Source organism: Nostoc sp. NMS8, assembly GCF_017115045.1.
In the GTDB taxonomy this organism is placed as follows: Bacteria; Cyanobacteriota; Cyanobacteriia; order Cyanobacteriales; family Nostocaceae; genus Nostoc.
On sequence record NZ_JABXKK010000048.1, the window covers coordinates 14,142 to 39,737 of the forward strand.

Genomic DNA, 25,596 nt, shown 5'->3' on the forward strand with positions numbered 1-25,596 from the left:
AAAGGGGATTGGGGATTGGGGATTGGGGATGAGGGGGAGCAGGGAGCAGGGAGCAGGGAGAAGAATTTTCCCCTCCGCCCCCCGCACCCTGCCCCTCTGCCTCTTTTCAATGCCCTATTGCTTCAATTGAAAAGCAAGGTCAAGATCATCTAAAGAATTAACATCTAACCAGTTACCGCGAATATAAAGTACCTTGATCGGTTTTCCTTGCTCGATTAAATAATTGCATAATTCTGGCAAACCCAAACTGTTGAATTCTGGTCGTTTTTGCAATTCATTGAGTGCTTCACTCACCCATTGTCTACCTTGACTCCGCAAGCGCAACATCCCAATCCAGCGTCCGCTAGATTTTCCTAATTGGGTTTGTGTTGTTTTAGAAATGTCCAACAGGTTGACATCCTGTCCAAAGAGAGAAAGATCGTCTGGGATTGAGCAATAGGCGTAATCAGGTGAACCGCTAACAGACTTACTGTTCGCGACAGAATCAACTACAGCGACAATCTCTCCAGGACATTCTAATAAATCCCGCAGAATGTAGCTTCTAAATAGTAAATCGCCGTAAAGCACCAGCATTTCTTCGCCAAAGCTGGTTTGAGCTACGGCTAAGGATGCTAATTCTCCCGTTGTTTCATAATCTGGGTTACGGATGACTTTAGTCCCCGGAACGTTAATAGTTTCTGCTTTGTAACCCGCGACAACGGTAATATCATGGATGGCAAGTTTCTTGAATTTGTCCACTAACAATCTGAGCAGGGGTTTACCTCCAAGGGGTAACATGACTTTTGGTTTATCTTGCGTCAAACCTGCTAACTCTTGGCCTCTGCTAGCAGCCAAAACGATCGCTTGAGTATGTTGTCGTCCGTTGTTAAAGTAGCGTTTTTCAGCTTCTATGAGTTCATCCGCCCCCTGTAGCCGGAAAATTTCTTTTACAGGCGCAATATCATCTTCAATGTTGATTAAAGTTTCGCTGGCTTTCACTTCACGCGCGATCGCCTGCATACTATCAACAGCAGCTCGAATTAGATGGTTTGCCCAGATGACTAAATTAACTTCAGCTTTGCGAAAAACATCAGTAGGCGTGCTGTAATATTTAGTCGGTATAATCACTAAAGGGGAACGACCCGCCCATTCTTTAGCAAAGGCTAGCACTTGGTCAGGGCGCGATGATTTACTGTGAATCAGAACGGCAGTTGCTCCGGCTGCGTGGTAAGCTTCAGCTCGGCGCAATGCCTCCGAAAGATCCCAGCCAGCAATCAAAGCTTCCAGTCGGGCGACGATGCAAAAATCTGGGTCTGTCTGACTATCCTTACCCGCCTTAATTTTGCCGCAGAATTCATCAATATCAGCTAAAGGTTGGCGACTACCGTTGATAAAGCTATTGGTTTTCGGAAAAAGCTTATCTTCAATACAGACTCCAGCAATACCTCGCTGTTCTAACTTTTTGACCAGGCGACGCATATTATTAAAGTTGCCATAACCAGTATCCCCGTCTAACAAAATCGGGATGCTGGTGACATCAGACATGAACTCTAGCATTTCGACAACTTGAGTCCAACTAGCTTCATTATTATCTCGAACCCCATATTGAGCCGAAAGGGCTAGTCCACTTGCCCAAATTCCTTTAAATCCAGCCTCTTCCACAATTCGGGCACTAATCCCGTTGTGAGCTTCCATAATGAAGTCGAGTTGAGGTGATTCTAGTAGTAACCGCAATTGGGCACACTTATTTAAGTTTGCAGCGGTATCAATGGGTGCAAATATTTGATGCATTTATTCTGCTTTTTTCAACCTATATAATATAGCTAGCGGTTTTCAATTGTATGGAATACAGACCTAACCCCAAACCCCTTCCCTACAAGGGAAGGGGGGTAAGATTCAAAGCCTCTCTCCTTTTAGGAGAGAGGTTTGGAGAGTGGTCAAACTGTAAGGCATCCAAACCAAAACCGCTATAAATGAAGATACTTTCAGACATTTTCTGCAACTTCTATCTGAGGTAAAATCTCATTTTGGGCACGTTGAATATCCTGGGGAAAATCGATTTCTAGCCAAGGTAATCCCGTGATGTCTTCATAGCCAAATTCTTCTGGAGTTTCTAACAATAGATCCCGAATTACTTCTTCATAAGGTTCATCATCTCGCCCGTCTGCAACATATTTTTCTGTGCGAGTAGTAAGACGTTGAGCAGCAGCACTTCCAAACCGAAAGAATCCCACTGACTCGCCAATCAAATCATAAACCAAACCAAGAGCTACTTGTTTGCGAAACTCCACTAGATAATTATCTTTAACACAAAGCTTTACGGGTTCATCTCCCGGTTCAAAATCCCGATCCAGTAAGAAGCTATTGGGGATATTTGTCTTTACCAGTCGTTCGATGATGCGGCGATCGCACAATACATCTGCATCCATTAATAATATCTCATCACCAGCAGCTAAATGCTGACGTACAGTCCAAAGGCTGATTACACTGCCTTTAGTATAATCAGGATTATAAACTGTACTGACCCAATTTTCGGCTCCTAATGCTTTGATTTCATCCTGAATTCTTTGTGCTTGATAACCCACAGTAATTACCACCTGGTTAACCTGGTAATAACGGAGATAGTTCAAATGGCGCTCTAATAGAGATTTGCCGTTAAATTTCAGTAAGCATTTGGGTTGGATTTGCCCGTCTTTACCTAAGCGTCGTCCAACGCCAGCAGCTAATATAATTGCCTTCATCGTCAAGTCACCAACAAAGCTATGACAGCAGGAAATCTAAAAATTTTCCCAGTATTTTATAATGACTGTTTTTTGCTCAAGACAATATTTGTTAATTAATTCTTAACATGGAAGAAACAATAACTCTGTATCGCCCCACAGGCCCAAAAGAGCTAGAACTAGTTAAACAAAGCGACTACACCAAATGGCCGCCGAGACTACTTGAACAGCCAATTTTCTACCCAGTGACAAACGAGCAGTATGCCCAGGAAATTGCTACTAAATGGAATATTCGAGACAGTGGCGTAGGTTATGTGACACGGTTTGAGGTTAGAAAAATTTTCATGGATAAGTATGAGGTTCATCAAGTCGGGGCTTCATGTCACACAGAATGGTGGATTCCAGCCGAAGAACTGGAAGAGTTAAACAGCAACATTGTGGGTAAAATCGAGGTGATTGGAGAATACAGGTAGAAGCCAGATATTATTTACCAAAAGTGCGAAACACTTGGCGAAACCCGAAATAGGCGATCGCATCTTTCATATTTGAGACAAAACGTTTTAGCATACCCATACGGGTGTCGGTGACGTACTCCAAAGTCAAGACAATGCGCTGTTCATTGTCACCCGAAGGAGTAACTCTGTGGTAAAGTTTGTCACCATTGAATAAGACTAGAGTGCCAGGAGTTAAAGAGAGCGATCGCTTTTGCGTTTCTCGTTCAGGAATATCTTTGTAGAGTTGATATTCCAACTTACTGGATGAATTATCAACTAAACCAAGCAACACTGTATAGCGTTTCCCGCGATAGTAAGAGGTATCGTAATGATACTGGATATGATCTCCCGGCTCAGTGTAATAGTACAGCGCGTAACTATGGGGATCAGCATCAGGACAGGGAAGGAGTTTTTCTGTCGTAATTTGGTTGAGGAAGTCAAAAAAGGCACTAAGTTGATAAAACTCTCCGAAAATTGGAGCTAGACTATCTAAACTATAGCGGCTAATACTACCGCCCTTTTTATGATTGGGAATATAGTTGCGGTTAATAGCAGGTTGCAAAGACGGTAACAGCGCTAAAAACTGCTCAATGATGGAGTTTGGGAGAAAGTTCTCAATCACCAACAATTCATTCTGTGCTTGAAATTCAGCTTGAAGTTTCTGGTAATCAACAGCTGCTATTGCTTTATCAATTTCAGTTTGAAGCTCCATCGATCATTTGATATTAATACAAGCTTGCAAAAACAAACATACCATTCTCTCTCAGGACTTAGGCACTGACTAAGAGACTTCCAAAAAAATATCCAATTAACCCTTGTGGGGTGGGTATCTTACCTGCCCAGTCCATACACAGATACAATTCTCCCTTGGTGAAAAAACTTGACAGCAGAGTGCTTTTATAGTATATTTGTACTATAAAGTAATTAAGTATTGTATAAAACTTTAACACTCCCGACTACACCAATAGGAGAGCGCCAAATAAATGAAGCTATCTAAGGTAGACTTGAGCAGTTTAGTAGCGATCGCTCACTCTGATGGATATTTGCAGTTGTTGCTCGATCGAGGCGACGAATTAGAGTTTTTGGAAATTCCAGCGCCAATACAAGCTTATGAAGGATTGCAAGAACTCAACGAAGCGATTGCCGAAACAACTGCATTACCTTTTGAAGAAGAACCAATTTTGATGCTACCAGTCGTCTCCTCAATGGCTATGGCTGTAGGCTACGATCACAACGAACAGATTTTGCAAGTTGAGTTTCAAAGTGGCACTGTTTATCAATACTTAGGCGTAGACGAGGATACTTGGGAAGATTTACACTCCTCTGACTCCATTGGCAGCTTTTTCAATCAAGAGATTAAAGGTAGATATGATTGCGATCGTCTAGATTGTGCAGATTAATGGCTAATAACTGCATGTAGAGTTTTCAATAATTATTGCGTTGTATATAGCGGTTCCCATTCAGATGAGGTACAACATTACATCACAAGGTGTAGGGGCACGGCATGCCGTGCCCCTACTAGGTCGGGAAACACTATAAGGTTTAGGTAAAAAGGCTGTATACTCAGCCGTTTTATCGATTGGGACTTGCTCACTTGTTGCCAGTCCACTAACAGCAATAATCGGCAATAGCGGATTTAGGCGTTGCAATGTGCGAATGGTAGTTGCTCCATCCATTTTGGACATCATTATATCAATAATCGCCGCCCTAATTTTCTCTTTATGCCGGGCATAAATTGCTAATGCTTCTATGCCATCACTAGCAGTAATTGCTGTATAATAATAGTTTTTTAAAGATGTTTTAGTAATTTCCTGAATGGCAGTTTCATCATCTACAACCAAAATGCATTCTCCCGCTCCCGTCGGGATTTCTACATCTTGTAACGGTTGGATTGCATGTCACACTTTTGTAGGCAATTCAGCCTTGACTGCACTGGATAGTCCAATCAAATTCCTATCTGATCATTTAAATAATTTAACAAGCAGATAACTTGATTACTTTCATTATAGTAATATGAATTAAAGGCAATAATAGTAAAATTGGGTTATTTTAAATAGATTTTAGAAGATTTGGGTCATGATAATTTCTTGCTAACAAATAAAATTATTTTTACTATGGAAAGAGAATTTTAACCCTTAATTACTATCCTCATGGGCAACAAAATTTATCAACTGCAAAAATATGCTTTTGCCCACAAGCATTAACAAAAGCCATTAAACATAGACTATCAAAGCTTTTTTCAGAGACAATATAAAAAGCCTATACAATATCAAAGCTGTTATGACAACCACATTTGCCTCTGCTGTTAAACCAAGAGCCGAAGATAGTTTTGCCATTACCTTTGCACCATTATCTCTTGAAGAAATTTACACCAAGTCTGACGATCCAGCCAATGGTGCTGTGGTTGTGATGAGTGGCATGGTTCGCAATCAAACCGATGGTAAACCTGTGATTGCTCTAGAGTATCAAGCTTATGAACCAATGGCATTGCAGATATTTTATCAAATTGCTGCTGATATTCGCTTATCTATGTCTGATGTGAATCGAGTCGCAATTCATCATCGCGTTGGACGTTTGCAAGTTGGGGAAATCAGCGTTTTAGTCGCGGTGGGTTGTCCCCATCGGAGTGAGGCGTTTGAAGCTTGTCAATATGCTATTGATACGCTCAAACACAATGCCCCTATATGGAAAAAAGAACATTGGCAAGATGGTTCTAGTCGCTGGGTGAGTATTGCCGCGTGTGAAACATCAGAAGAAAATTGTTAAGATTCCTAGGGTGAGTATTGCCGCGTGTGAAACATCAGAAGAAAATTGTTAAGATTCCTAATTTACCGATATCTCGCTCATAAATATTAAGGATTTTGACAAAATATTGACAATTTAGGTAAAGTACTATGCCTTTTTTGCAAGTGTGTTGAACTCATCGACACCACTCGCCAGAAGCTTGAAAACCGCATAACTCCGTTGACTGGTGTTGATTGCTTGCACAGCAAGGGTTTCAGGCTACAAAATCACTCTATTATTGAGAATGAGTTGATAACTATTGACAATTTAAAAAGTGGTGTCGATTTGGGTATCTCAAACCCTTGCCCAGAAAGGTTTCCAGAAGGCAAGTCTTTACATAACCACTTCCCCTAACGGGGATGGAAACTATTTTTGAGGCTATATAATAACGATACTTGCCTTTTAGATGAACTCGTGGGAAAGTACTTTTTAGAAAATATCTAAAATCTATCGACTTACAGTAGTTAAATCAGCAACATCAACTTACTGGTCAAACTATTGCCCACAGAGACATCAAATTAAAATCATGAGTCAAGTTTTAACAGAAGTCCTATCAGCTAACCACGCTTACGTCGAAAATTTTGGTGACAAAGGCGACCTTACCATCCCGCCGGCTCGTCGATTTGCTATTCTCACCTGTATGGACGCTAGACTTGACCCAGCAAAATTTGCTGGATTGGCTGAAGGAGACGCCCATGTAATTCGGAATGCAGGTGGACGCGCTAGTGATGATGCAATTCGCTCTTTAGTAATCTCTTACAAGTTACTTGGTACTCGTGAATGGTTCGTGATTCACCACACGAATTGTGGTATGGAAACCTTCACAGACCAAGTTATCCGAAATTTACTGGCGAATAGTTTGAAAACCGCCAAAATAGACGAAACGGGTTGGCATGATGTTGGTTCTGGAGGAGGTTCAAGCGAAGCCGAGTTTATTGACTGGTTGACTATTACCGAACAGGTACAAAGCGTCTATGCAGACGTGAAACGAATTCGCTTTCATCCATTAGTACCGCCAGAAATTCCAATTTATGGCTACCTATATGATGTCAAAACTGGGAAATTGATTGAAATTCCAGAAGCTACACAAGTTGGTCAGGCTAGCTAGTACCGCAAGGCAGAATTAAAAATTAATACAGGTTTTTATCAGGCTGCGGCATACCATCAGAATTATATAGCAGGTCATCCAAGCGATCGCATTGCTCTCGTGAATGATTTACCGAAGCCGATCAAACCTAAGTAAAAATCTGCTAAAGTTTCAATTACCCGGAATAGGGTGTATTTAAATCTGTAACAAATATTTATGCCTCCTCGTTGGCCTCGCAAACCCGATCGCAAAGACCCTGATTACCGCAAGATCGATGACCGGATGAATTTTGCCGTGCATGTGGCGATCGCTGCTACGATTAATTCTGGGTTATGGTTTTTTCACATATTGAAAGCCACTACCTGGGAATGGCTGCCGTTATTGACTGTAAGTTGGATAGGAATAGTATTGGTGCATCTAATCTATATTAGTGCGATCGCTAATTACAGCGAAACTCCGCCTAAATCCACCTGAAGACTGACTAATGCTAGGGCGATTGTAACCTGTGGTAGTGGAATTAGCCCGTTAATTGAGCAATAATGTAAAAAAGCCTGAGATTTCGCACTTTTTCTTAATGTAGGGTTATTTTTATGGCAAAGACTAACACCACAGAATTACTGGAAGCCCTAGCAGCTGAAATTGGCGAAAATGTTTACATAGACATTGCCAAATGGCATCTTTATTTATCTAATGCCAAACTGCACACCCTTGTTGCGGAACAGTTGTATCCCTTGATTACTTCCAAGAATGTAAGTGAAGATCAAGTTTTAAAAGTCTTGAAATCAATTACAGTAAAAATTGGCGGCGGTAGAAGCGAACTTCCTTTAAGTGATTTATTGCCACTGCAATGCCAAGTAACATTAGTTGATATTTTAGAAAAATATCAACGCGAAATCTAATATCTACAACCAAGATTATTTGAATTAGACAATTTTCTCGGTCAGTATTTCCTAATTTAATTCGAAATGCTGAATTGAAGATTTTCTTGCTTTACTGTAACAATTTTATAAAGATAAAAACAAAGAGACACATAGATGAATTTTATGTAATTTATTTATGCATATCTGGTAAAAAATTTCCTTTAACAAATAAGGAATCTCGACCTTCTAAATTGGTTGAGACGCGAGTGAGTATATCTTGAGACTCACTTCTAACTTTCATGGAAACTTATTGAGGCGATTTCTATGCTTTTACAAATCAAAGATTCTGGCGAATTGGTAGAAATTCTGGAAATTCAAGAATTGATTGACCCGAATAATGATGTCATTCACGCAAAAGAACAACAAGGTCAAGAAGAACAGCCACCTGATACTTTTAAGAAAGAAAATCTTGTTTTTCCTTCTGGTGAAGTTCTACCACGCTGTTGGTTAGATGCTAACTATAGACATGACAACGGTTAATGATTTTAAAATCAGGTAATTGGTAATAGTAGGGTAGTACAGCTGTGCTACCCTATTATGTGGCAGATTATGACGCAGCTTTTTCTCCTACTGTCACCCCTTCATTTTGCTGAAACTTAGGAAAAAATGTCTTAGTAATCCAGTCAGTCAAGATGTGAGATAGTAATCCTAAAGGCCCAGCGAACAAAGATAAAGCCAAAGAGTGAATTGTCCAAATACCTGTTTTCTGTCCTTCCCAATAAATCCAGCGACCGACGAATAAATCCATTACTAAAAAATGAATCCAACCTGTTGCAGCAGCAGTTTCATCTGCAAAAAATCGCGCAATATCAGCTAATTGAGGATTCGATAAAGCTTGGGCATTTTCTGGCGTAATGCTGTTAATAAACAAATATAAATATGTCCCTGCTAAAAGCACAAAGGGTAGATATGATGACATTATCTGACGTGTGACTTTCCAGTTTGGCAATAAAATCATCAACGCCCAAAATGGAAATACGAAAAGATTGGCAACGTTAAATAGTTGAGAAATCGTCATATTTTTGCAAAGTGAAGGATTTTTGTTTTGAATTAACTAATTATTCATAAATAGTAACTCTCAGGAGAAAGACCCCCTACTTCTTAAAGAAATCGGGGATCTGGGTATCATTATAAAGCTACAAGTTGTGATTCAATTTCTGAAGACTTCAAATCACGTCCGATGAAAACTAAGCGGGTTTGCCGTGCCTCTTCTGGTTTCCAGGGGCGATCATAAAATTTATCAAATCGGGTTCCCACGCCTTGCATAACTAAACGCATAGATTTATTTGGCACTGCGACAAAGCCTTTAATCCGGTAAATTTCTTGTTGTTGCGCTAATTTTTCTAACTGCTGTTGCAGCTTTTCTGGGTCAAAGGTACGATCCAAAATTAAATTAGTTGAGGTAATTTCTTCATCGTGATTGTGATCCTCTTCGGTATCGTGATGACTAGGACGAGAATCTAAATTGTCTTCAACTGCGGCTTGGAATCCTAATAATATAGATGCATCAAGTTGAGAATGCCCACCGTAGGCATCGGTCTCGACAATCTTCACCACTCTGGGCAATTCTTGCTTAATCAATTCCTCAACTCTGGCTTTTGTCTCGGCATCTACCAAATCAATTTTATTTAACACCACCAAGTCTGCACAAGCAAGTTGGTCTTCAAACAGTTCTTGCAAGGGTGTTTCGTGTTCTAGATTATCATCTGCTTGCCGCTGGGCTGCGATCGCCTCTAGATCGCTAGCAAATGTCCCTGCTGCTACCGCCGCACAATCTACCACCGTAATTACCGCATCTACAGTGGCAGCGTTGCGAATTTCTTGCCAACGAAAAGCCTTTACCAGCGGTTTTGGTAAGGCTAAACCAGAGGTTTCAATCAAAATGCAGTCGATGCTATCTCGCCGCTTGATTAACTCTTGCATCATCGGGTAAAACTCTTCCTGCACGGTGCAGCATAAGCAGCCGTTAGTTAATTCAAAGATATTAGTATTAGTGTCGCCCTCACCATCTTCGGGGCAAATTTGACAGGATTTTAACAATTCGCCATCAATACCGAGTTCGCCAAATTCATTGACTAAAACGGCAATGCGGCGTCCTTGGTTGTTTTGTAGTAGGTGGCGAATTAGGCTAGTTTTTCCACTACCCAAGAAGCCTGTAATCACTGTGACAGGAATTTTCGTAGCCATATTTTTGCCTGATTTACCCAGTATGGTAAGTTTTACGGGTTACAAACTTAAATACTGAGATTAAGCTTGGTTTGAAGATTGACTTAGTTATTTTAAGCTGAAAGTCTATGGTAAACCTGAAAATATTGCCGTTTTTGTTGAGTTTAGGTTTGGTTTTAATCCCTCAAATCACTGTGGCACAAACGGTAGAGGAGTTAGAACAAAAAGCAACATCTGCCGAAGAAGTGAAAAATTATGAAGAAGCCGCTCATATTTGGCGGAGTTTCATTGAGCGCGATGCCAAAAACAGTTATGCTTACGTCAAGCTGGCAGATGTTCTATCTAATCAAGGCAAGATTACAGAGACGATCGCTACCTATCACCAAGCGTTGCAATTAACTCCCGATTCGGCAATTTATCTCAAATTAGGGAATTTTCTCGCAGAAAAGGGACGAACTACTGAAGCGATCGCTGCTTACCGTCTAGCCGTCAAACTCGATCCTAAAAATGATAGCAACTACATTATTTTAGCTAGGAATTTGCAGCAAGTTGGCAGCATAGAGGAAGCATTAGTAGCTTACCGTCAAGCAGTTAAACTGAGTCCTGATTCCAGTAATTACTACTATTTAGCCGAGACTTTATTCAAAATAGGCAAACCAGAAGAAGCGATCGCAGCTTACCGCGAAGCCATTAAACTTGATGAAAGTGGTTATCTTTTTTCTGATAGCGCTTATGAGAAGTTGGGTGAAATCTTGGAATATTCAGAAGCAGTAGCTATCTATCGCCAATTAACTAAAGATGACCCCAATAGCAAGGTTTTTTATAAAAAGTTGGCTGAACTATCATTAAAGCGCGGCTTTGTGAACGAAGCGATCGCAGCCTACCGCCAACAAATCAAAATCGAGCCTGACGCTTCAACATATACAGAACTGGCCGATATCCTGATCACACAAGAAAAACACCAAGAAGCGATCGCTCTTTATCGTCAAGCTATTGTCAAAGAACCTACCGATTATTATTACAGTCAACTAACCAAAGCACTAGCTCAACAAGAAAATCTAGATGAAGCTTTGGCAATTTGCCAAAAGGTGATAAAAACTGGTGAAGGCAGTTATGACACCTGCTCCAATATAAATTTGCCACTTTACAAGCAAAAAGGCTTTAGTGGTGTCATAGCTTTTTATCAGCCGCTAGCGAATATGATTCCACGTCGCAAAATGGCTGAACTTTATATCAAACTTGGCCGAGATATTTCCTATGGTGAATCTGGTGATGGCTCAAAACAAGAGGCGGCGGCAGTTTTTCGGGAAGCGCTGCAAATAGATCCAGAAAACACTGATGCTAAAGATGCTCTCAAGAATTTAATCGCTAATTAAACATAATTGAGGGGCAATCTCCCCATGCTTGCTTTCACGAATCAAAAGCAGTCACAAGGCTATTGCCCCTAAATATTTTGAGCGTTTTTCGCTCTTTCTCCAGAAAGACCTATGAATTATCCTTCATCAGGCTGTCTGGACTTATAATTCCACACACCATACTCAGCACTCATTACTCATTACTCATTACTCATTACTCATTACTCAGCAGTGACGAGTTCAGTACTACCGCGTGTACGACGCCGTGTGAGACTGTTGAACAGCATTACACCGATCGCCTTAATTAAATTACCTTCCAATTCCTGGAACATCTTCATGTTCGTGCCAAAAGCGGCATTAGCTTCATCAACGATGCGATCGCTTGTAGCATCATCAAGGGGTAATTCATCCAAAATTTGCCGATATTTGGCTTTGAATCCCTTCTCATCAGTAATTTCTGGAAACTCATAAAAAGCTGTTCCTTGCCCATCCGACAAATTCATTGCTGTTACAGCAATATTTTTGAGAATTTGTCCCCCGGATAAGTCACCCAAGTAACGAGTATATGAATGGGCGATTAACAGTTCTGGTTCGGTTTGAGATATTTCTCGGATGCGCTTGACATAAGCTTCACCTGCGGGAGATAGTTTGATTTGCTCTTTCCAGTTGGCACCAAAGTAATAAGTCAAGTCTTGCTCTAGGCTATGCTTGCGGTTTAGCTGAGGAAAGTTTATTTTAGAAACAATTGGATGCTGGCGGTGCTTTTCTATTTCCTCTTCCATCGCTGAGTAGACGAAGTAGAAGTTAGCAACTAGTTTCCGGTAAGAGTTTTTTTCCACTACTCCTTTTAAAAAGCACTTGACAAAACCTACATTCTCTGCCATTGTGTGGGCTTTCTTAGTGCCTACACGTAATTTGGTTGCTAAATTGCTGCTCATACTAAATTTCTCAACTTTAAAAAGTTAACTGCCGGAGTTTTGATTCACTAACGGCTAAAAAAGCCATTAAAACGTTACCTTAAAACTATTTGATGAGAATTTATATTAAAATTTTTTAAGCTCCAATAATCATGTAGCTTTTAATACATTAGTGAGGCTAAGAGAATATAACTTGACATTTCGGTGGCAGGGACTACCGCGATACGTTCAAAAATCAAATGGGATTTTTATGTCATTGCAAAGTCTGAACTAATAAAAATAAAAATCAATCTAAAAGTTGAGGGCAAAAAAGGAATAATTAGCTAAAATGTGGAAACTTTATTGATAATGTAAAAAGCAATACTTACTTCATGAAATATTTACAATTTCAGAGACATAAATTCAGTATTATTACGGAAAAAAACCTTAAACTAGAATGAATTTCTAAAGAGAAAAAGCATGTCAAAATTGCTGAATAAAGTCTTAAGTGCTATTTTTCAGTGTGATTGTGTGGAGTGTTTAAAAATATGGTTTCATCTATAACTCGAACATCAGGCATTCCTGGGGATTCTGCTTCCGAAGCTGAGGGATTGGTAAAAGGGATTGAGAGTAGTTTTGGACAGAATTTAATCCCACTACCAGCAAATCCTTTATTTGGCACAGATGGGATTCGCGGACGAGTGGGAGAATTATTGAGTGCGCCCCTAGCATTGCAAGTTGGTTTTTGGACGGGGATTGTTTTACGTAACCATGCGACTCAAGTAGGGCCAGTCATCCTCGGACAGGACTCCAGAAACTCCAGCGATATGCTGGCAATGGCTTTGAGTGCAGGGTTAACAGCAGCAGGGTTAGAAGTTTGGTATTTGGGGTTATGTCCCACTCCTTGCATTGCCTATCTCACCAGCATCACTGATGCCATCGGCGGAGTGATGATTTCTGCTAGCCACAATCCCCCAGAAGACAATGGGATTAAGATTTTTGGTGCTAATGGTGGAAAGTTACCGCAAACATTGCAGGCAGAAATAGAAGCGGGACTGCGTGGCAAGATATCACCTATTACTAGAGTTAGTAATTGTGGGCGGCATTACTCACGTTTAGAGTTAGTGGGACATTATAGCGAGGCTTTGAAAAAACCCTTAAACGGTGCCCTAAATTTTCAGGGAATGAAGATTGTTTTAGACTTGGCATGGGGAGCAGCAGTTGGGTTAGCACCATCAGTCTTTACACAAATGGGGGCAGAGGTAATCTGCCTGCATAACGAAGCAGATGGCGATCGCATTAATGTTAACTGTGGTTCCACACACCTAGATATTCTGGCAGCGACAGTACAAGAACACAACGCCGACATCGGCTTTGCCTTCGATGGCGACGCCGATCGCGTCTTAGCAGTAGACAATACAGGCAGGCAAGTTAACGGGGATTACATTCTCTACCTGTGGGGACGGCACTTGCAACAAAACCAACAATTGCCAGACAACCTGATTGTATCTACAGTCATGGCCAACTTAGGCTTTGAAAAAGCTTGGCAGCAAATTGGTGGTAACTTAATTCGTACCGCAGTTGGCGACCAATACGTGCAAGCCGAAATGCAGCGCACTGGGGGAATGCTAGGCGGCGAACAATCAGGTCATATTCTTTGCCGTCATTATGCCGTAACTGGGGATGGCTTGTTAACTGCATTACACATAGCAGCTTTGGTCAGAGAAGCGGGTATTTCCTTAGGCGAATTAGTAGATCAAAGCTTCCAGACCTATCCACAATTGTTGCGGAACGTGCGAGTCGTCGATCGCGATCGCCGCTTAGGATGGCAAGATTGCCAACCTCTCCAACAAGCGATCGCACTTGCTGAAGCTGCAATGGGAGATTCCGGCAGAATTTTGGTTCGTGCCTCTGGCACAGAACCAGTAATCAGGGTTATGGTAGAAGCTGCCAATGCCGATCTTGCAAACCACTGGACAAATGAATTAGTTTCGCAAGTCCAGCAACACATATAGGCATTTGCTACTCCCTTCCCGCAATCAGATTACCTATCTATTTTTGATGTCCTTCTCTTCTCTAGCAGACGCGTCCCTTACGCGTCTTTACAGTTTATTAAATTAGGTATTCTTTGGGAGAAGGGAGTAGCTGCTATCTTACCTTCCACAAATGCAAATTTTTCGTCATCATAGTTTCTGCAAATTAACCAGCCTTGGTCATCTGTGGAAAATTTACTATTTACAGCAGATTTCAAGTTGAGTGAAGTACACAAGCTAAGTCTCAATACCAGAGATAACGACTGTTTTACTTCTGGGGCGTAGCCCACTCTGACCGGAGGCGGAGTGTCTCCGGCTCCGCTCCTGAGTTCTGCTGCATATTTGCACTTTTATGTATATTTTAAACCTCTTTTATCACAAGAAAAGAGGTTTGTGTGTGTTCATTGATTATCTTTTTCAAGGTAATAAAATGCTTGTTTTTGTTGTCCCACTTAAAAGTCCGCAAGTTTCCAATTCTTGGGAGCGTGTCACCGAATCCTTTGAAAGATGTATCAAATCAATTTGTAATCAAACCTCTGCTGATTTTCACGCTATTGTCGTTTGCCATGAACAGCCAAAAATAGAATTTAATCATCCCCAAATTACTTACATTACAGTTGATTTTCCTTCTCCCAACGAGACAAACCCTATAGCTAGAGGAGACACAGATAAAGGGCGAAAGATTTTGAAGGGATTAATGTATGCTCATCAATTTTCTCCAACTCACACTATGGCAGTTGATGCAGATGATTGCATCAGCAAAAACTTAGCCGCATTTATTAAGCAACATCCTGACTCTAATGGATGGTTTATCAATAAGGGTTATAAATATAAAGAAGGTAGTAATTATATATATATTAAAAGAAAAGATTTTTATTCCATGTGTGGTACCTCCAATATTATCCGATATGACTTAAATTTCTTACCAGAAAATGCAGAATATAATCGGGGCTATGGATACTACAAATATTATATAGACCACGGTAAAATCAAAGGCGTATTAGAAAGCAAAGATAAACCTATTGAAAAATTACCATTTCCGGGAGCAGTTTACATTCTAGAAACAGGAGAAAATCTTTTTTACGGTTCAATGAAGTTAAATTTTAATATTTTTGATCGAAAATATCTAACTCAATCAATTAAGGATGAATTTGGTTTGTACATACTATAGCCATTGCAATCCATTTATATGTAAGCTATAGATTGTTTTTTAAGGCTGATCGGCTACAGCGCCACTATGCCAAAATCTAAGTCAAAAAATCAAAAATCTAAAAAACAGGCTGTAAAAGAAACTCCTACTCTTAGCCTTAAAGAACAGTTAGCCCAAAAGCGCAAAGCAGCCCAAGCACGTAAAGAATTTATTAGCTTAGTCACCAGCGCCACCTTTGGCAGTGTGTTCTTTGGCATTCTACTTTTTTTTGTAGGTGGAATTAAAGCAGCGCTCCCTGGCGTTTTAGGGATATTCGTCATATCCCTTTCCTACAAATACCCGCGCCAAGCGCTATATGCCTTCATCATTTACGTACCTATTGGGGGTACTATCACCTACTACTTGGGCAATAGTCCCATACTCCAATTAGCTAAAGATGCCTTTTATGTTCCAGCGCTAATTGGGCTTTGGCAGACTTGTCGCAAGCAGGGACTACCCATAATTATTCCCCAAGGGATTAAAATCCCACTTTATATAGTCTTTGCTTGCAGTCTGCTAACACTATTGTTTATCAATGGTGGACAGCAGTTTAACCCGCCTAGACTGGGACTACTGGAAAAAGCAACCCAAGAAATACCTTTAGGCATGGGCATTCTGGGACTGAAAGTATTTTTAGGCTATGTCCCCCTGATTGGTTGTGCTTACTATCTAATTCGAGATAAGCGGGATTTTCTATTTTTATCACGCCTCCAGATTTCTCTCATACTGATTTGCTGTGTGCTGGGATTTATTCAATACTTTTTACTACTAACTGGTGTATGTAAAGGCACTAGAGGTCTTGAAGGAAATGCCCTATTTGTCACATCACTAGAAGCTCGGTGTTATTTTGGTGGAGCGCTCTTATATAGTCCTGAAGAAGGGGTTATTCGCTTACCAGGGACATTTGTAGCCCCTTGGCAATGGGCATGGTTCTTAATTTCCAGCACCTTTTTTACCTTTGCCACTGGCTTCACCGATCCCTCCCCAATGTGGCGGCTGATTGGTTTAGGTTCTTTAGTGACAGTATTTGTCAATGCTGTAATCTCTGGACAGAGAATTGCCTTAGCTTTAGTACCAATCTGCTTCGGGATTTTGCTACTGCTTACCGGACAACTTGGCAACCTGAAACGATTTATCCCCATAGGCATAGGACTTGCCCTAGTTGTGGGAATAGCAATGGTGACTAACCCTGAAGTCGTGCAACAGAGAACCGAGAGTTTTACAGGTCGATGGGAAGCTTCACCACCTCAAGATTTTATCGTCCAGCAATTTGAAGAGAATTGGAAAAACGTAGACGGCCCCTTGGGAAGTGGCTTAGGTCGAGCAACTAACTCTGCCCGAGTAATGGGTAAAACTAAGCTTGTAGAAACCTATTACCCCAAAGTACTTTTTGAAGTTGGAATTTTTGGAGTACTCGCCTTTCTGGGTCTAGTAACAAGTTTAACCATTATTGGCTTTAAAACCTATCGCTCCATAAAAAACCGTAATTTCCGCAGTTACGGAGCAGCTTTGTGGGTGTTTATATTGTTTATTAGCTACAACACCTACTACTATCCTTTGGATGTCGATCCGGTTGCTGTCTACTATTGGTTTTTTGCGGGAGTTCTTTTTAAATTGCCAGAACTGGAGAAACAAGATAAAGAAGAGGCCGATCCTCAGCAAAAAAACAAGAAAAAACGTCTCAAAACAATTTAAATGAAATAAAAATGGCAAAAATTATCGTATGCGGTCAGAACCACATCAGAACTCCTAACTTACCGCGTAATTCTAGACATACACTACTCCAAGTCAAATCTTTTCCTACAGGTAGATATCCGATAGAAAGACTTTGGTATCCTTTAGCAAGCTTTCTACCTTGGCAACCTTTATGGAGAAAATACCACGCTATTCATTCTTTCAACAGAATTGTATACACAAATAAGCCTTGGTTTCTCACATTTGAAGATCATCGGGTTTTATATAGGAATCCTAAAAATAAACAAGAGGCAATAGTTTATGACTTATTAAACAATCGGTTAGCGCTAGACAATTGTCAAAAACTGATAGCCATATCAGATTATGCAAAGCTGAGATTTATTAACCGGATAAAAGGCTGGAAAACAGAAGAAAAATTAACTAATAAATTGGATGTAATTCATCCAAATTTTACTGCCAGAGTGGATCAACCTAAAGCTTATCAACCAGACCAAAATTTACAGCTTGTTTTCGTCGGGCATCACATTGCTAGAAAAGGTGGAGTTGTCGCTTTAAGGCTAGCAAAGAAAGCTGAAAAACTAGGTTTACCTCTTACCATCCATATCATATCAGGACTGGGACATGGTTCAGGAGTACCTACAGATTTCCCCGATACCACCAAATATCTGGAAGATTTAAAGTTACTAAATTTAAATAACGTTGTTTTTCACAAAGATATTCCTAACGATAAAGTTCTTGAATTACTATCGCAAAGCCATTTTCAATTAATGGCTACACTACACGATACTTATGGCTTTAGCATCATCGAAGGATTTTCTGTTGCCACTCCTGTAATTACGACAAATGTATGTGCATTACCAGAGTTTGTCCATCACGGTGAAAATGGCTATATTTTAGAATTGCCAGTTAATGAAATTAGGCACTGGAGTGATTGGATGTATGGAGAGAAAACTAAAAGTAATGAATATTGGGAAATTCTTAATAGTACTTATGACTATTTAGCAGAAAAAGCATTGGAGCAAATTATCCAATTTTTTGATAGAAGCGATAAGCAAGAACACTATGAATTTTTAAGTGCAGGAGCATTAGCTCAAGCCCAAATTGTGCATAACTCTGAAAAGCAAAATGAGTTATTTGATAATCTCTATGCCGCAGCAGTATGAAAAGTGCTGTTAGCGGATAGCTAAGGTTTAGCCCGTGCTGAGATGAAAGACATTACTCACCGGGTGAATGGAATTCGCGGCTATACAAACCAAACCCACCTCCGTGGGTTAAAAACTCTTGATTTTCTCTTAGAGGATGTTTGAAAAGTCCTATTGTAGGTATCAAAACGTTCTAGATCCCCCTAAATCCCCCTTAAAAAGGGGGACTTTAATTCTGGTTCCCCCCTTTATAAGGGGGGTTAGGGGGGATCAACTAGTGCCTAAAATCACAGTCAAATACTTTTCAAACATCCTCTAATGCACTATTTTTTTGCTTGTCACGCCACTACAAAACTAGAAAATTAATTTTTACAAGGTTATTATAGAAATAGTAAAATTACTTAAAAAAACTCATGAATAATTGGCCATTAATTACTGTAGTCATTCCGACTTACGGGCGGGAAGAAGCGCTACGAGATAGCATTGTGGATATATTAAAACAGGACTATCCCAATTTTGAAGTTTTAGTTGTAGACCAAACTCCAAAGCATCAACCAGAAATTCAAACCTACCTAGAAGAGATGGCGGATGCAGCTAAAATTAAATGGTTGCGCTTAGATTGGGCGAGTTTGCCAGGGGCGCGGAATTATGCTGTTCGCCGCTCATCTGGTGAAATAATATTATTTATTGATGATGACGTTCAGCTAACCCCTGGATTGTTAGCAGCCCATGCGAAAAATTATTTGCAAAATCCAGAAGTGGGGGCTGTTGCTGGACGGGTATTTGACAGAATGAAATTAGGTGATTCTGGAGGAGATTTAGAGATTGAATATCTACCTCCCGAAGCTATGGACCCAGGAATTGCTTGGTATCATATTGATTTAGTACATACCACCAAACCCCAGCAAGTGTTGACAACAAGGGGTTGCAATATGTCATTTCGCCGCGAAATCTTTACTAAGTACGGGCTGAGGTTTGATGAAAGATTTCGTGGTAGTGCAGTACGCGAAGAGTCAGATTTTTGTTTGCGGGTGCGACAAACAGGGTATAAGATTTGGTACGACCCAGAAGCCCATTTGGTGCATTTAGGCGAAGAAACTGGGGGTTGTCATGATATTAGTATGCGATCGCTAAAATATCAACTCACCTTTTACCACAATCATTTTTTACTGGGACTGAAAAACCTCACTGTTACTCAAGCTTTGCGCCTATACGCCCGTTTATTTGACTGTCACGTTCTAGGACGCCCACCTTGTCACAAAAGCGGTTCCCCCATCAAAATTGCTACTCGCGCTATTTTCTACATTTTGGGTTTTTTCAAAGCTTTGGGTACTGTCATCCAATCAATATGGAACGATGGTCAAGTTTACAGTCGATTAGATGAACAAGTTTAGGCATTGGTCATTAGTGAATAACAAAGGATAAATGAAAATTTTAGTTGCTAGTCATACTTATATCGTAGACCTCAACTGTGAAAAATTACGCACTTTATCTCAATTAGAACCCGATATTGAAGTGACAGTTGTAGTTCCAAAGCGCTGGAAACCAGGTGGTGTCCAAAACAGAATTATTGAAACTGAATACCGTGATGAAGGCAGATTTAGAATAGTTCCAGTTTCTAATTTTAGTCAAAATCATCAGGGACTTCTTACATTTGGCGCTGATTTGATATCTTTATTAAAACAATTTCGCCCCCAAATCATCCAAGTTGAACAAGGGTCTAGAGCCTTAGCCTATACTCAAATGATTGCCTTAAATCAGCTATTAGGACTCAAGGCAAAAAATTTATTTTTTACCTGGTGGAATCTTCCATATAATCTCAAACCACCAATTGCTTTATTAGAAAAATATAACCTCAATCACAGCCACGGCATTATTTCTGGTAATCAAGATGGAGCAGAAGTTTTGCGAGAACGGGGATATCAAGGAGCAATTAAAGTTATGCCACAACTGGGTGTAGATGAAAGTCTATTTACTCCCAAAACCCAACCAGAGTTGGCAGCTAAATTTGGCATTGAAAAAGAAGATTTTGTGGTAGGTTTTGTTGGAAGATTTGTGCAAGAAAAGGGTTTATTGACACTTTTACAAGCCTTAATTACCTTGAAAAATAAACCTTGGAAATTACTCTTGCTGGGTCGGGGAGAGTTGCAAAGTGAATTAATCAAGATAGCTACAGAAAACAATATTAAAGAACGGTTAATTTTGGTAGAAAGTGTTCCTCATGACGAGGTGACAAATTATATAAACTTAATGAGTACTTTAGTATTACCTTCAGAAACGACTTACAAGTTTAAAACCTTAACTTCTATTGGCTGGAAAGAACAATTTGGTCATGTGCTAATTGAAGCGATGGCTTGCCAAGTCCCTGTAATTGGTTCTGATTCTGGTGAAATCCCCTATGTAATTGGCGATGCTGGTTTAGTGTTTCCTGAAGGTGATCCTCAAGCCCTTGCTAATTGCTTAGTTCAATTAATGGATCAACCAGATTTTGCTCATAATCTTGGTGAAATGGGTTATCAAAAAGCGATGATTAAATATACAAATAAAGCTTTGGCTAAACAGCAATTGGAGTTTTATCAAGAGTTAGTTAATAGTCATTAATAAGATGTTTGAAAAGTCTAATTTATTACTAGCCCTGGCGACTAGAAGCGACTAGAAGTCGCGGCTACACAGACAAAACCCACCTCCGTGGGTTAAAATCTCTTGATTAATGACAAAAAAATGAAAATATTACAAATTGTCCCCTCAATTTCTTTGATTTACGGCGGCCCTAGTCAAATGGTACTAGGGCTAGCGCCAGCGTTGGTAAAAGAGGGAGTGGAAGTTACAATTCTGACAACTGATAGTAATGGCGATAATGGTCAAATACCTCTGGATGTTCCTTTAAATTGCCCAATTAAACAAGATGGCTATGAAATAATTTACTTTCATTGCGCCCCGTTTCGTCGCTACAAATTTTCCCTAGATTTATTAAACTGGCTAAAACGTCATGCTCACGAGTTTGACATAGCACATATTCATGCTTTATTCTCGCCTATAATTAGTGCTGCTGCTATTGTGTGTCGTCAGCAAAAACTACCTTATATTTTCCGCTCTTTGGGTACTCTCGATCCGGCTGATTTACGGAAGAAAAAGCAATTAAAACAGCTTTATGTGGCAATTATAGAACGTCAAAATTTAGCTAGTGCCGCAGCAATTCATTTTACCAGCGATCAAGAAGCTAAAATATCAGAACGATTTGGAGTATCTACACCAGATTTGGTGATTCCTTTGGGTGTAATTCCCCCGCAATCTAGTTTGACAAATATATGTAGTCAATTAGAAATACCAAAAGACGTACCTTTGGTACTGTTTATGTCACGAATTGACCCAAAAAAGGGGTTAAATTTGTTGATTCCGGCGCTAGAGAAACTATTAGGGGTTGGTTATAAGTTTCATTTTGTCTTAGCTGGGACAAATCCTCAAGATCCAGATTACGAACAAAAGATAATTTCCCAAATTCAAAATTCACCACTGCGATCGCACACTACAATTACGGGCTTTGTCACTGGTGAACTTAAAGTTAGTTTACTACAAGCTGCTGATTTATTTGTCTTGCCTTCTTACTACGAAAATTTTGGGATTGCTGTCGCTGAAGCGATGGTAGCAGGTGTACCCGTAGTCATTTCTGACCAAGTGCATATTTGTCAACAGATACGTGATAGTGAGTCGGGTTGGGTAGGCGCAACAGAGGTGCAAGCGCTGGTAGAGTTACTGCAAGAAGCTTTGCAAAATCCCGCAGAACGCCAACGACGGGGATTAAACGCCCAAAAGTATGCCTTGGAAAATTTTAGCTGGGATGCGATCGCAAAGCAGACAATCCAAGCGTACCATAAAATTCTGACGAACAAATGAATTTAACCCAATGCAGACAATAGCAGTTTTTGCCAAATAGGCGCTAGAACTGCTTTCACAACGATATCCGCAATCACAAAACCAATCCCAATCAACATATAAGTTTTTGGAAAGGGAGATTTCGGAACTTCGCCTCTAATGCGAGTTATTAAATTCAATCCCAATGCAGCCAAAGCTACTCCAGTGGCGATAAATCCGATTATCCGCAAAATTGACCAAGGATACCACCCTAAAATAGCTGCTAACCAAGGTTTAGCACTAACTTTCACCAATTCTGCAACATAAAAATTCATGTAATTCAGCATCCAAGTACCGAATATCAATGCCGCACTACTTAAGGTGACAACGCAGAGAATACAAAAAATCCCGTAGTGCAATAAATGGTCTGGTAAAAATAAACTGATTTTTCCTTCCATACCTTCTGCCGTGCGAATCCAGTGCAGCATCTCTGTAGTGTATGACTGTCCACGGAGGATCACTTTTGCGGCTGTTTCTGGTGCGATCGCTGTTGCTATAATTACGGCAATACTCTGCAATACTCCCCACAGTAACATCCACCAAAAAGCACTTTTATATTGTTGACGACGTACTTCTAAAAAGAAAATAGGATAGGGGACAGCAGCACCGAAAATCGGCATCAACCAGGGAATTCCAAAAACAAAACTTGCACTTGTGCTGAGGATAACACCAATCGCCAAAAAGATTACTATCATCATAAGTAATTCAAAATTCAAAAATAATAAATATATTTGTAGTCTTTATTCTCAATACTTACTTTATGAGAATTCAATTTGTAACAGCTTAGAGACTTCTCACAATATTGCATCCATACCAAGAAAGTTTCCCATAATTCTGCAATAATTTTAAAAAATTGGAACTCAATAAGCCTAGATGTGCAATGGCTTGTAGTCAGATATCAGCCTGATATTTGCAATTCTCTATGTAAAGAAAAATCTGTATGAAAAACACACTATCGAAAAGCATATATGTGTATTTTAGTCAATAGTTTTTATCTCTGTTTCATCTTATATCCAAGAGCGCTGACAACCTAAAATTTTGTTTCAAACCGCTAAAGCCCGATTGGGGAATGGGAGTTTTATGGGATGATAGCATACTAGAATATATATGCCTTTCTAACTACAGGGAATCTCACATGGTTCGTCTAGGTGACACAGTACCAAACTTTACGCAAGCCTCAACATACGGCGACATCGATTTTTACCAATGGGCAGGTGACAGCTGGGTTGTGCTGTTTTCTCACCCTGCTGATTTTACACCTGTTTGTACAACAGAACTCGGCACAGTTGCCAAGCTAAAACCAGAATTTGACAAACGCAATGTCAAAGCGATCGCACTCAGCGTTGATAACGTTGAATCTCACAAAGGCTGGGTGGGAGACATTGAAGAAACTCAAAGTACCACCCTTAACTACCCAATCTTGGCGGATGCAGATCGCAAAGTTTCCGATCTTTACGACATGATCCACCCCAATGCTAATGCGGCGGTGACAGTGCGATCGGTTTTCGTGATTGACCCTAACAAGAAACTCCGTCTCACTTTCACCTATCCTCCCAGTACGGGACGCAACTTTGATGAGCTTTTGCGGGTGATTGATTCTCTGCAATTGACTGATAATTACAGTGTGGCGACACCAGCTGACTGGAAAGATGGAGAGGATGTCGTAATTGTCCCCTCACTGAAAGATCCAGAAGTACTCAAACAGAAATTCCCCAAAGGTTACGAGGAAGTAAAACCCTATCTGCGTCTAACTCCTCAGCCTAACAAGTAAATCTGAAAATGATTTCGGATAAAAAGCAAAGACGCAAAGATATAACTTTGCGTCTTTGTTTATTTGCGTGAGAATTATAGTTAGTTAACTAGGCATCCGAACCTGGAGGAAATTCCGATGTTTTCATCTCCGTTGGTTTTGCAAATTCCGTCATCAATGCAAATGACAGACGAACAATTTTTTGATTTCTGTCAGATGAATCGTGATTTACGCATTGAGCGAAATAAATTTGGAGAATTGGTAATTATGCCTCCAACTGGTTCAGAGACAGGAAACCGAGAAGTTAATATCTCAGGACAGCTGTGGGTTTGGTCAGAACAAGATGGTACAGGTATAACTTTTAGCTCCAGTACCGGATTTAAGTTATCAACAGGTGCAGAACGCTCTCCAGATGCTTCCTGGATTAAACTAGAACGGTGGAATGCTCTTTCTCCAGAACAACAGCGAAAGTTTGCACCCATTTGTCCCGATTTTGTAGTCGAACTCAAATCTCCTAGCGACAACCTCCAAACTTTGAAGGATAAAATGGAGGAATATATGAATGAGCCAGGAATACAGTTAGGGTGGTTAATTGACCGTAAGCAGCATCAAGTCTATATTTATCGTCCTGGATTGCCAGAGGAATGTTTAGATAATCCTGCTAGTGTAAGTGGCGAGTCAGTATTGCCTGGGTTTATTCTCAATATGAGTAAAGTTTGGTAAATACGAATTACGAATTAGACTCACTTGTTGTACCAGCTTTTTCGCCACTGCCGCATTTGCTTAATTTCTGTATTTTGTGCTTTGATAATTTCTTGAGCTAATTGCTTAACTTCAGGGCGCTTAGACTTACCCAAGGCATCTTGCCCCATTGTTACAGCCCCTTGGTGGTGAGGAATCATCGCATTGATAAAGCGCAGATCAAACTCAGCATCAGATGCACCTAAGTCTTGACTCATCATCATAGCTTTCATTTGGTCAGGTGACATTTCCATCGTATGCCCCATTTGACTGTCATAAGCCATTGGTTTATCTCCCGCCTTCGGATACCAAGCTTGTCGCCACTGCTTCATCTGAGTGATTTCTTGGTTTTGCGATTTGATGATATTGTCTGCTAATTTTTTGATTTCAGGACGTTTTGATTTCACCTGTGCAACATTCGCCATTTCCACAGCCCCTTGATGGTGCGGTATCATCGCGTCGATAAATCGTAAATCAAAATTAGCATCGGCTGGGCCTAAATCCATTCCCATGCTGTGATTCATGCCACCACCGTGATTCATCATCTGCTTGTCATTAGGATTAGTGGTGATTGCTTCTGGCGCTTGGCTTTGGTTCTGGGAAGCAGTACTAGTACAGCCTGTGATTAACCCACTGGCTGAAGCGATCGCACTCAAGGTTAACGCCAAAAACCCATTCCTCAAAGATAGCAGTTCCATAAGTCTCACCTAACAATTTCCCAATTCTAATCAAA

Annotated in this window: 26 protein-coding genes; 17 read left to right on the top strand and 9 right to left on the bottom strand. The window is 40.3% G+C overall.

Annotated features, from left to right (window positions below; all coding sequences use genetic code 11):
- Window positions 1-114 precede the first annotated feature (114 nt).
- Window positions 115-1,770: a phosphoenolpyruvate mutase gene (gene aepX / locus HWQ39_RS08195; protein ID WP_292843402.1), complete on the bottom strand. Its 1,656-nt coding sequence runs from the start codon at window positions 1,768-1,770 to the stop codon at window positions 115-117.
- Between the two features lie 194 nt (window positions 1,771-1,964).
- Window positions 1,965-2,720, bottom strand: coding sequence for a phosphocholine cytidylyltransferase family protein (locus HWQ39_RS08200; protein WP_292843404.1), 756 nt, complete (start codon window positions 2,718-2,720; stop codon window positions 1,965-1,967).
- Window positions 2,721-2,827: 107 nt separating this feature from the next.
- On the opposite strand from HWQ39_RS08200, the gene HWQ39_RS08205 reads away from it, so the two are divergent.
- The gene (locus tag HWQ39_RS08205; protein ID WP_292843406.1) at window positions 2,828-3,172 is read left to right on the top strand and encodes a hypothetical protein; all 345 of its coding nucleotides are present in this window, start codon (window positions 2,828-2,830) and stop codon (window positions 3,170-3,172) included.
- 10 nt (window positions 3,173-3,182) lie between these two features.
- Here the strand turns inward: HWQ39_RS08205 and HWQ39_RS08210 are convergent, their stop codons facing one another.
- On the bottom strand, window positions 3,183-3,905 hold the full coding sequence (locus tag HWQ39_RS08210) for a 2OG-Fe(II) oxygenase (protein WP_292843408.1): 723 nt from the start codon (window positions 3,903-3,905) through the stop codon (window positions 3,183-3,185).
- Between the two features lie 271 nt (window positions 3,906-4,176).
- On the opposite strand from HWQ39_RS08210, the gene HWQ39_RS08215 reads away from it, so the two are divergent.
- Window positions 4,177-4,593 (top strand): KTSC domain-containing protein, encoded by a 417-nt coding sequence (locus HWQ39_RS08215; RefSeq protein ID WP_292843410.1) that lies wholly within the window; start codon window positions 4,177-4,179, stop codon window positions 4,591-4,593.
- Window positions 4,594-4,653: 60 nt separating this feature from the next.
- On the opposite strand, the gene HWQ39_RS08220 is transcribed toward HWQ39_RS08215, so the two are convergent.
- Entirely contained in the window at window positions 4,654-5,034 is a 381-nt protein-coding gene (locus HWQ39_RS08220; protein ID WP_366932236.1) for a response regulator, read from the bottom strand.
- A 439-nt stretch (window positions 5,035-5,473) separates the two neighbouring features.
- Between HWQ39_RS08220 and HWQ39_RS08225 the strand changes: the two genes are divergently transcribed.
- From HWQ39_RS08225 to HWQ39_RS08245, 5 genes are all read left to right on the top strand, one after another.
- Window positions 5,474-5,959 (top strand): molybdenum cofactor biosynthesis protein MoaE, encoded by a 486-nt coding sequence (locus tag HWQ39_RS08225; RefSeq protein ID WP_292843412.1) that lies wholly within the window; start codon window positions 5,474-5,476, stop codon window positions 5,957-5,959.
- A gap of 544 nt (window positions 5,960-6,503) precedes the next feature.
- Window positions 6,504-7,085 carry a carbonic anhydrase gene (locus HWQ39_RS08230; protein ID WP_292843413.1) on the top strand — a complete coding sequence of 194 codons (582 nt, stop codon included), beginning with the start codon at window positions 6,504-6,506 and terminating at the stop codon, window positions 7,083-7,085.
- Window positions 7,086-7,280: 195 nt separating this feature from the next.
- Window positions 7,281-7,538, top strand: a complete 258-nt coding sequence (locus HWQ39_RS08235) for a hypothetical protein (protein WP_292843416.1) — start codon at window positions 7,281-7,283, stop codon at window positions 7,536-7,538.
- 116 nt (window positions 7,539-7,654) lie between these two features.
- Window positions 7,655-7,963, top strand: a complete 309-nt coding sequence (locus tag HWQ39_RS08240; RefSeq protein ID WP_292843417.1) for a DUF3181 family protein — start codon at window positions 7,655-7,657, stop codon at window positions 7,961-7,963.
- A 285-nt stretch (window positions 7,964-8,248) separates the two neighbouring features.
- Window positions 8,249-8,464, top strand: coding sequence for an acetyltransferase (locus HWQ39_RS08245; protein WP_292843418.1), 216 nt, complete (start codon window positions 8,249-8,251; stop codon window positions 8,462-8,464).
- Between the two features lie 67 nt (window positions 8,465-8,531).
- Here HWQ39_RS08245 and HWQ39_RS08250 read toward each other — a convergent pair whose 3' ends face one another.
- Window positions 8,532-9,002: an ABA4-like family protein gene (locus HWQ39_RS08250; protein ID WP_292843419.1), complete on the bottom strand. Its 471-nt coding sequence runs from the start codon at window positions 9,000-9,002 to the stop codon at window positions 8,532-8,534.
- Window positions 9,003-9,112: 110 nt separating this feature from the next.
- Window positions 9,113-10,171 (bottom strand): cobalamin biosynthesis protein CobW, encoded by a 1,059-nt coding sequence (gene cobW, locus HWQ39_RS08255; RefSeq protein ID WP_292843420.1) that lies wholly within the window; start codon window positions 10,169-10,171, stop codon window positions 9,113-9,115.
- Between the two features lie 107 nt (window positions 10,172-10,278).
- Here cobW and HWQ39_RS08260 point away from each other — a divergent pair, with 107 nt between their 5' ends.
- Complete coding sequence (locus HWQ39_RS08260; protein ID WP_292843421.1) at window positions 10,279-11,526, top strand: tetratricopeptide repeat protein; 1,248 nt, start codon at window positions 10,279-10,281, stop codon at window positions 11,524-11,526.
- A gap of 200 nt (window positions 11,527-11,726) precedes the next feature.
- Here the strand turns inward: HWQ39_RS08260 and HWQ39_RS08265 are convergent, their stop codons facing one another.
- Entirely contained in the window at window positions 11,727-12,443 is a 717-nt protein-coding gene (locus HWQ39_RS08265) for a heme oxygenase (biliverdin-producing) (RefSeq protein ID WP_292843422.1), read from the bottom strand.
- Window positions 12,444-12,949: 506 nt separating this feature from the next.
- Here HWQ39_RS08265 and glmM point away from each other — a divergent pair.
- The 7 genes from glmM (at window position 12,950) to hpsP (ending at window position 22,354) form a co-directional block, all read left to right on the top strand.
- Window positions 12,950-14,416 (top strand): phosphoglucosamine mutase, encoded by a 1,467-nt coding sequence (gene glmM, locus HWQ39_RS08270; RefSeq protein WP_292843423.1) that lies wholly within the window; start codon window positions 12,950-12,952, stop codon window positions 14,414-14,416.
- A 415-nt stretch (window positions 14,417-14,831) separates the two neighbouring features.
- On the top strand, window positions 14,832-15,605 hold the full coding sequence (locus tag HWQ39_RS08275) for a glycosyltransferase family 2 protein (protein WP_292843424.1): 774 nt from the start codon (window positions 14,832-14,834) through the stop codon (window positions 15,603-15,605).
- Between the two features lie 66 nt (window positions 15,606-15,671).
- Complete coding sequence (gene hpsL / locus HWQ39_RS08280; protein WP_292843425.1) at window positions 15,672-17,318, top strand: hormogonium polysaccharide biosynthesis protein HpsL; 1,647 nt, start codon at window positions 15,672-15,674, stop codon at window positions 17,316-17,318.
- Between the two features lie 11 nt (window positions 17,319-17,329).
- On the top strand, window positions 17,330-18,481 hold the full coding sequence (locus tag HWQ39_RS08285; protein ID WP_292843426.1) for a glycosyltransferase family 4 protein: 1,152 nt from the start codon (window positions 17,330-17,332) through the stop codon (window positions 18,479-18,481).
- A gap of 392 nt (window positions 18,482-18,873) precedes the next feature.
- Window positions 18,874-19,854 carry a hormogonium polysaccharide biosynthesis glycosyltransferase HpsN gene (gene hpsN / locus HWQ39_RS08290; RefSeq protein ID WP_292843427.1) on the top strand — a complete coding sequence of 327 codons (981 nt, stop codon included), beginning with the start codon at window positions 18,874-18,876 and terminating at the stop codon, window positions 19,852-19,854.
- A gap of 31 nt (window positions 19,855-19,885) precedes the next feature.
- Complete coding sequence (hpsO, locus tag HWQ39_RS08295; protein ID WP_292843428.1) at window positions 19,886-21,061, top strand: hormogonium polysaccharide biosynthesis glycosyltransferase HpsO; 1,176 nt, start codon at window positions 19,886-19,888, stop codon at window positions 21,059-21,061.
- 120 nt (window positions 21,062-21,181) lie between these two features.
- A complete protein-coding gene (hpsP, locus tag HWQ39_RS08300; protein WP_292843429.1) occupies window positions 21,182-22,354 on the top strand; it encodes a hormogonium polysaccharide biosynthesis glycosyltransferase HpsP in 1,173 nt (390 codons plus the stop codon).
- A 2-nt stretch (window positions 22,355-22,356) separates the two neighbouring features.
- Here the strand turns inward: hpsP and HWQ39_RS08305 are convergent, their stop codons facing one another.
- Window positions 22,357-23,070 carry a hypothetical protein gene (locus HWQ39_RS08305; protein WP_292843430.1) on the bottom strand — a complete coding sequence of 238 codons (714 nt, stop codon included), beginning with the start codon at window positions 23,068-23,070 and terminating at the stop codon, window positions 22,357-22,359.
- A 371-nt stretch (window positions 23,071-23,441) separates the two neighbouring features.
- Between HWQ39_RS08305 and HWQ39_RS08310 the strand changes: the two genes are divergently transcribed.
- Together HWQ39_RS08310 and HWQ39_RS08315 are read left to right on the top strand one after the other, a co-directional pair.
- Window positions 23,442-24,143 carry a peroxiredoxin gene (locus HWQ39_RS08310; protein ID WP_292843431.1) on the top strand — a complete coding sequence of 234 codons (702 nt, stop codon included), beginning with the start codon at window positions 23,442-23,444 and terminating at the stop codon, window positions 24,141-24,143.
- A 117-nt stretch (window positions 24,144-24,260) separates the two neighbouring features.
- Window positions 24,261-24,845: a Uma2 family endonuclease gene (locus HWQ39_RS08315; protein WP_292843432.1), complete on the top strand. Its 585-nt coding sequence runs from the start codon at window positions 24,261-24,263 to the stop codon at window positions 24,843-24,845.
- Window positions 24,846-24,865: 20 nt separating this feature from the next.
- Here the strand turns inward: HWQ39_RS08315 and HWQ39_RS08320 are convergent, their stop codons facing one another.
- Window positions 24,866-25,561 carry a DUF305 domain-containing protein gene (locus tag HWQ39_RS08320; protein ID WP_292843433.1) on the bottom strand — a complete coding sequence of 232 codons (696 nt, stop codon included), beginning with the start codon at window positions 25,559-25,561 and terminating at the stop codon, window positions 24,866-24,868.
- Between the last annotated feature and the right edge of the window lie 35 nt (window positions 25,562-25,596).

Coding starts and splice junctions, on each gene's coding strand:
- aepX (WP_292843402.1), bottom strand. CDS start 1,770: ATGCATCAAATATTTGCACCCATTGATACCGCTGCAAACTTAAATAAG.
- HWQ39_RS08200 (WP_292843404.1), bottom strand. CDS start 2,720: ATGAAGGCAATTATATTAGCTGCTGGCGTTGGACGACGCTTAGGTAAA.
- HWQ39_RS08205 (WP_292843406.1), top strand. CDS start 2,828: ATGGAAGAAACAATAACTCTGTATCGCCCCACAGGCCCAAAAGAGCTA.
- HWQ39_RS08210 (WP_292843408.1), bottom strand. CDS start 3,905: ATGGAGCTTCAAACTGAAATTGATAAAGCAATAGCAGCTGTTGATTAC.
- HWQ39_RS08215 (WP_292843410.1), top strand. CDS start 4,177: ATGAAGCTATCTAAGGTAGACTTGAGCAGTTTAGTAGCGATCGCTCAC.
- HWQ39_RS08225 (WP_292843412.1), top strand. CDS start 5,474: ATGACAACCACATTTGCCTCTGCTGTTAAACCAAGAGCCGAAGATAGT.
- HWQ39_RS08230 (WP_292843413.1), top strand. CDS start 6,504: ATGAGTCAAGTTTTAACAGAAGTCCTATCAGCTAACCACGCTTACGTC.
- HWQ39_RS08235 (WP_292843416.1), top strand. CDS start 7,281: ATGCCTCCTCGTTGGCCTCGCAAACCCGATCGCAAAGACCCTGATTAC.
- HWQ39_RS08240 (WP_292843417.1), top strand. CDS start 7,655: ATGGCAAAGACTAACACCACAGAATTACTGGAAGCCCTAGCAGCTGAA.
- HWQ39_RS08245 (WP_292843418.1), top strand. CDS start 8,249: ATGCTTTTACAAATCAAAGATTCTGGCGAATTGGTAGAAATTCTGGAA.
- HWQ39_RS08250 (WP_292843419.1), bottom strand. CDS start 9,002: ATGACGATTTCTCAACTATTTAACGTTGCCAATCTTTTCGTATTTCCA.
- cobW (WP_292843420.1), bottom strand. CDS start 10,171: ATGGCTACGAAAATTCCTGTCACAGTGATTACAGGCTTCTTGGGTAGT.
- HWQ39_RS08260 (WP_292843421.1), top strand. CDS start 10,279: ATGGTAAACCTGAAAATATTGCCGTTTTTGTTGAGTTTAGGTTTGGTT.
- HWQ39_RS08265 (WP_292843422.1), bottom strand. CDS start 12,443: ATGAGCAGCAATTTAGCAACCAAATTACGTGTAGGCACTAAGAAAGCC.
- glmM (WP_292843423.1), top strand. CDS start 12,950: ATGGTTTCATCTATAACTCGAACATCAGGCATTCCTGGGGATTCTGCT.
- hpsL (WP_292843425.1), top strand. CDS start 15,672: ATGCCAAAATCTAAGTCAAAAAATCAAAAATCTAAAAAACAGGCTGTA.
- HWQ39_RS08285 (WP_292843426.1), top strand. CDS start 17,330: ATGGCAAAAATTATCGTATGCGGTCAGAACCACATCAGAACTCCTAAC.
- hpsN (WP_292843427.1), top strand. CDS start 18,874: ATGAATAATTGGCCATTAATTACTGTAGTCATTCCGACTTACGGGCGG.
- hpsO (WP_292843428.1), top strand. CDS start 19,886: ATGAAAATTTTAGTTGCTAGTCATACTTATATCGTAGACCTCAACTGT.
- hpsP (WP_292843429.1), top strand. CDS start 21,182: ATGAAAATATTACAAATTGTCCCCTCAATTTCTTTGATTTACGGCGGC.
- HWQ39_RS08305 (WP_292843430.1), bottom strand. CDS start 23,070: ATGATGATAGTAATCTTTTTGGCGATTGGTGTTATCCTCAGCACAAGT.
- HWQ39_RS08310 (WP_292843431.1), top strand. CDS start 23,442: ATGGGAGTTTTATGGGATGATAGCATACTAGAATATATATGCCTTTCT.
- HWQ39_RS08315 (WP_292843432.1), top strand. CDS start 24,261: ATGTTTTCATCTCCGTTGGTTTTGCAAATTCCGTCATCAATGCAAATG.
- HWQ39_RS08320 (WP_292843433.1), bottom strand. CDS start 25,561: ATGGAACTGCTATCTTTGAGGAATGGGTTTTTGGCGTTAACCTTGAGT.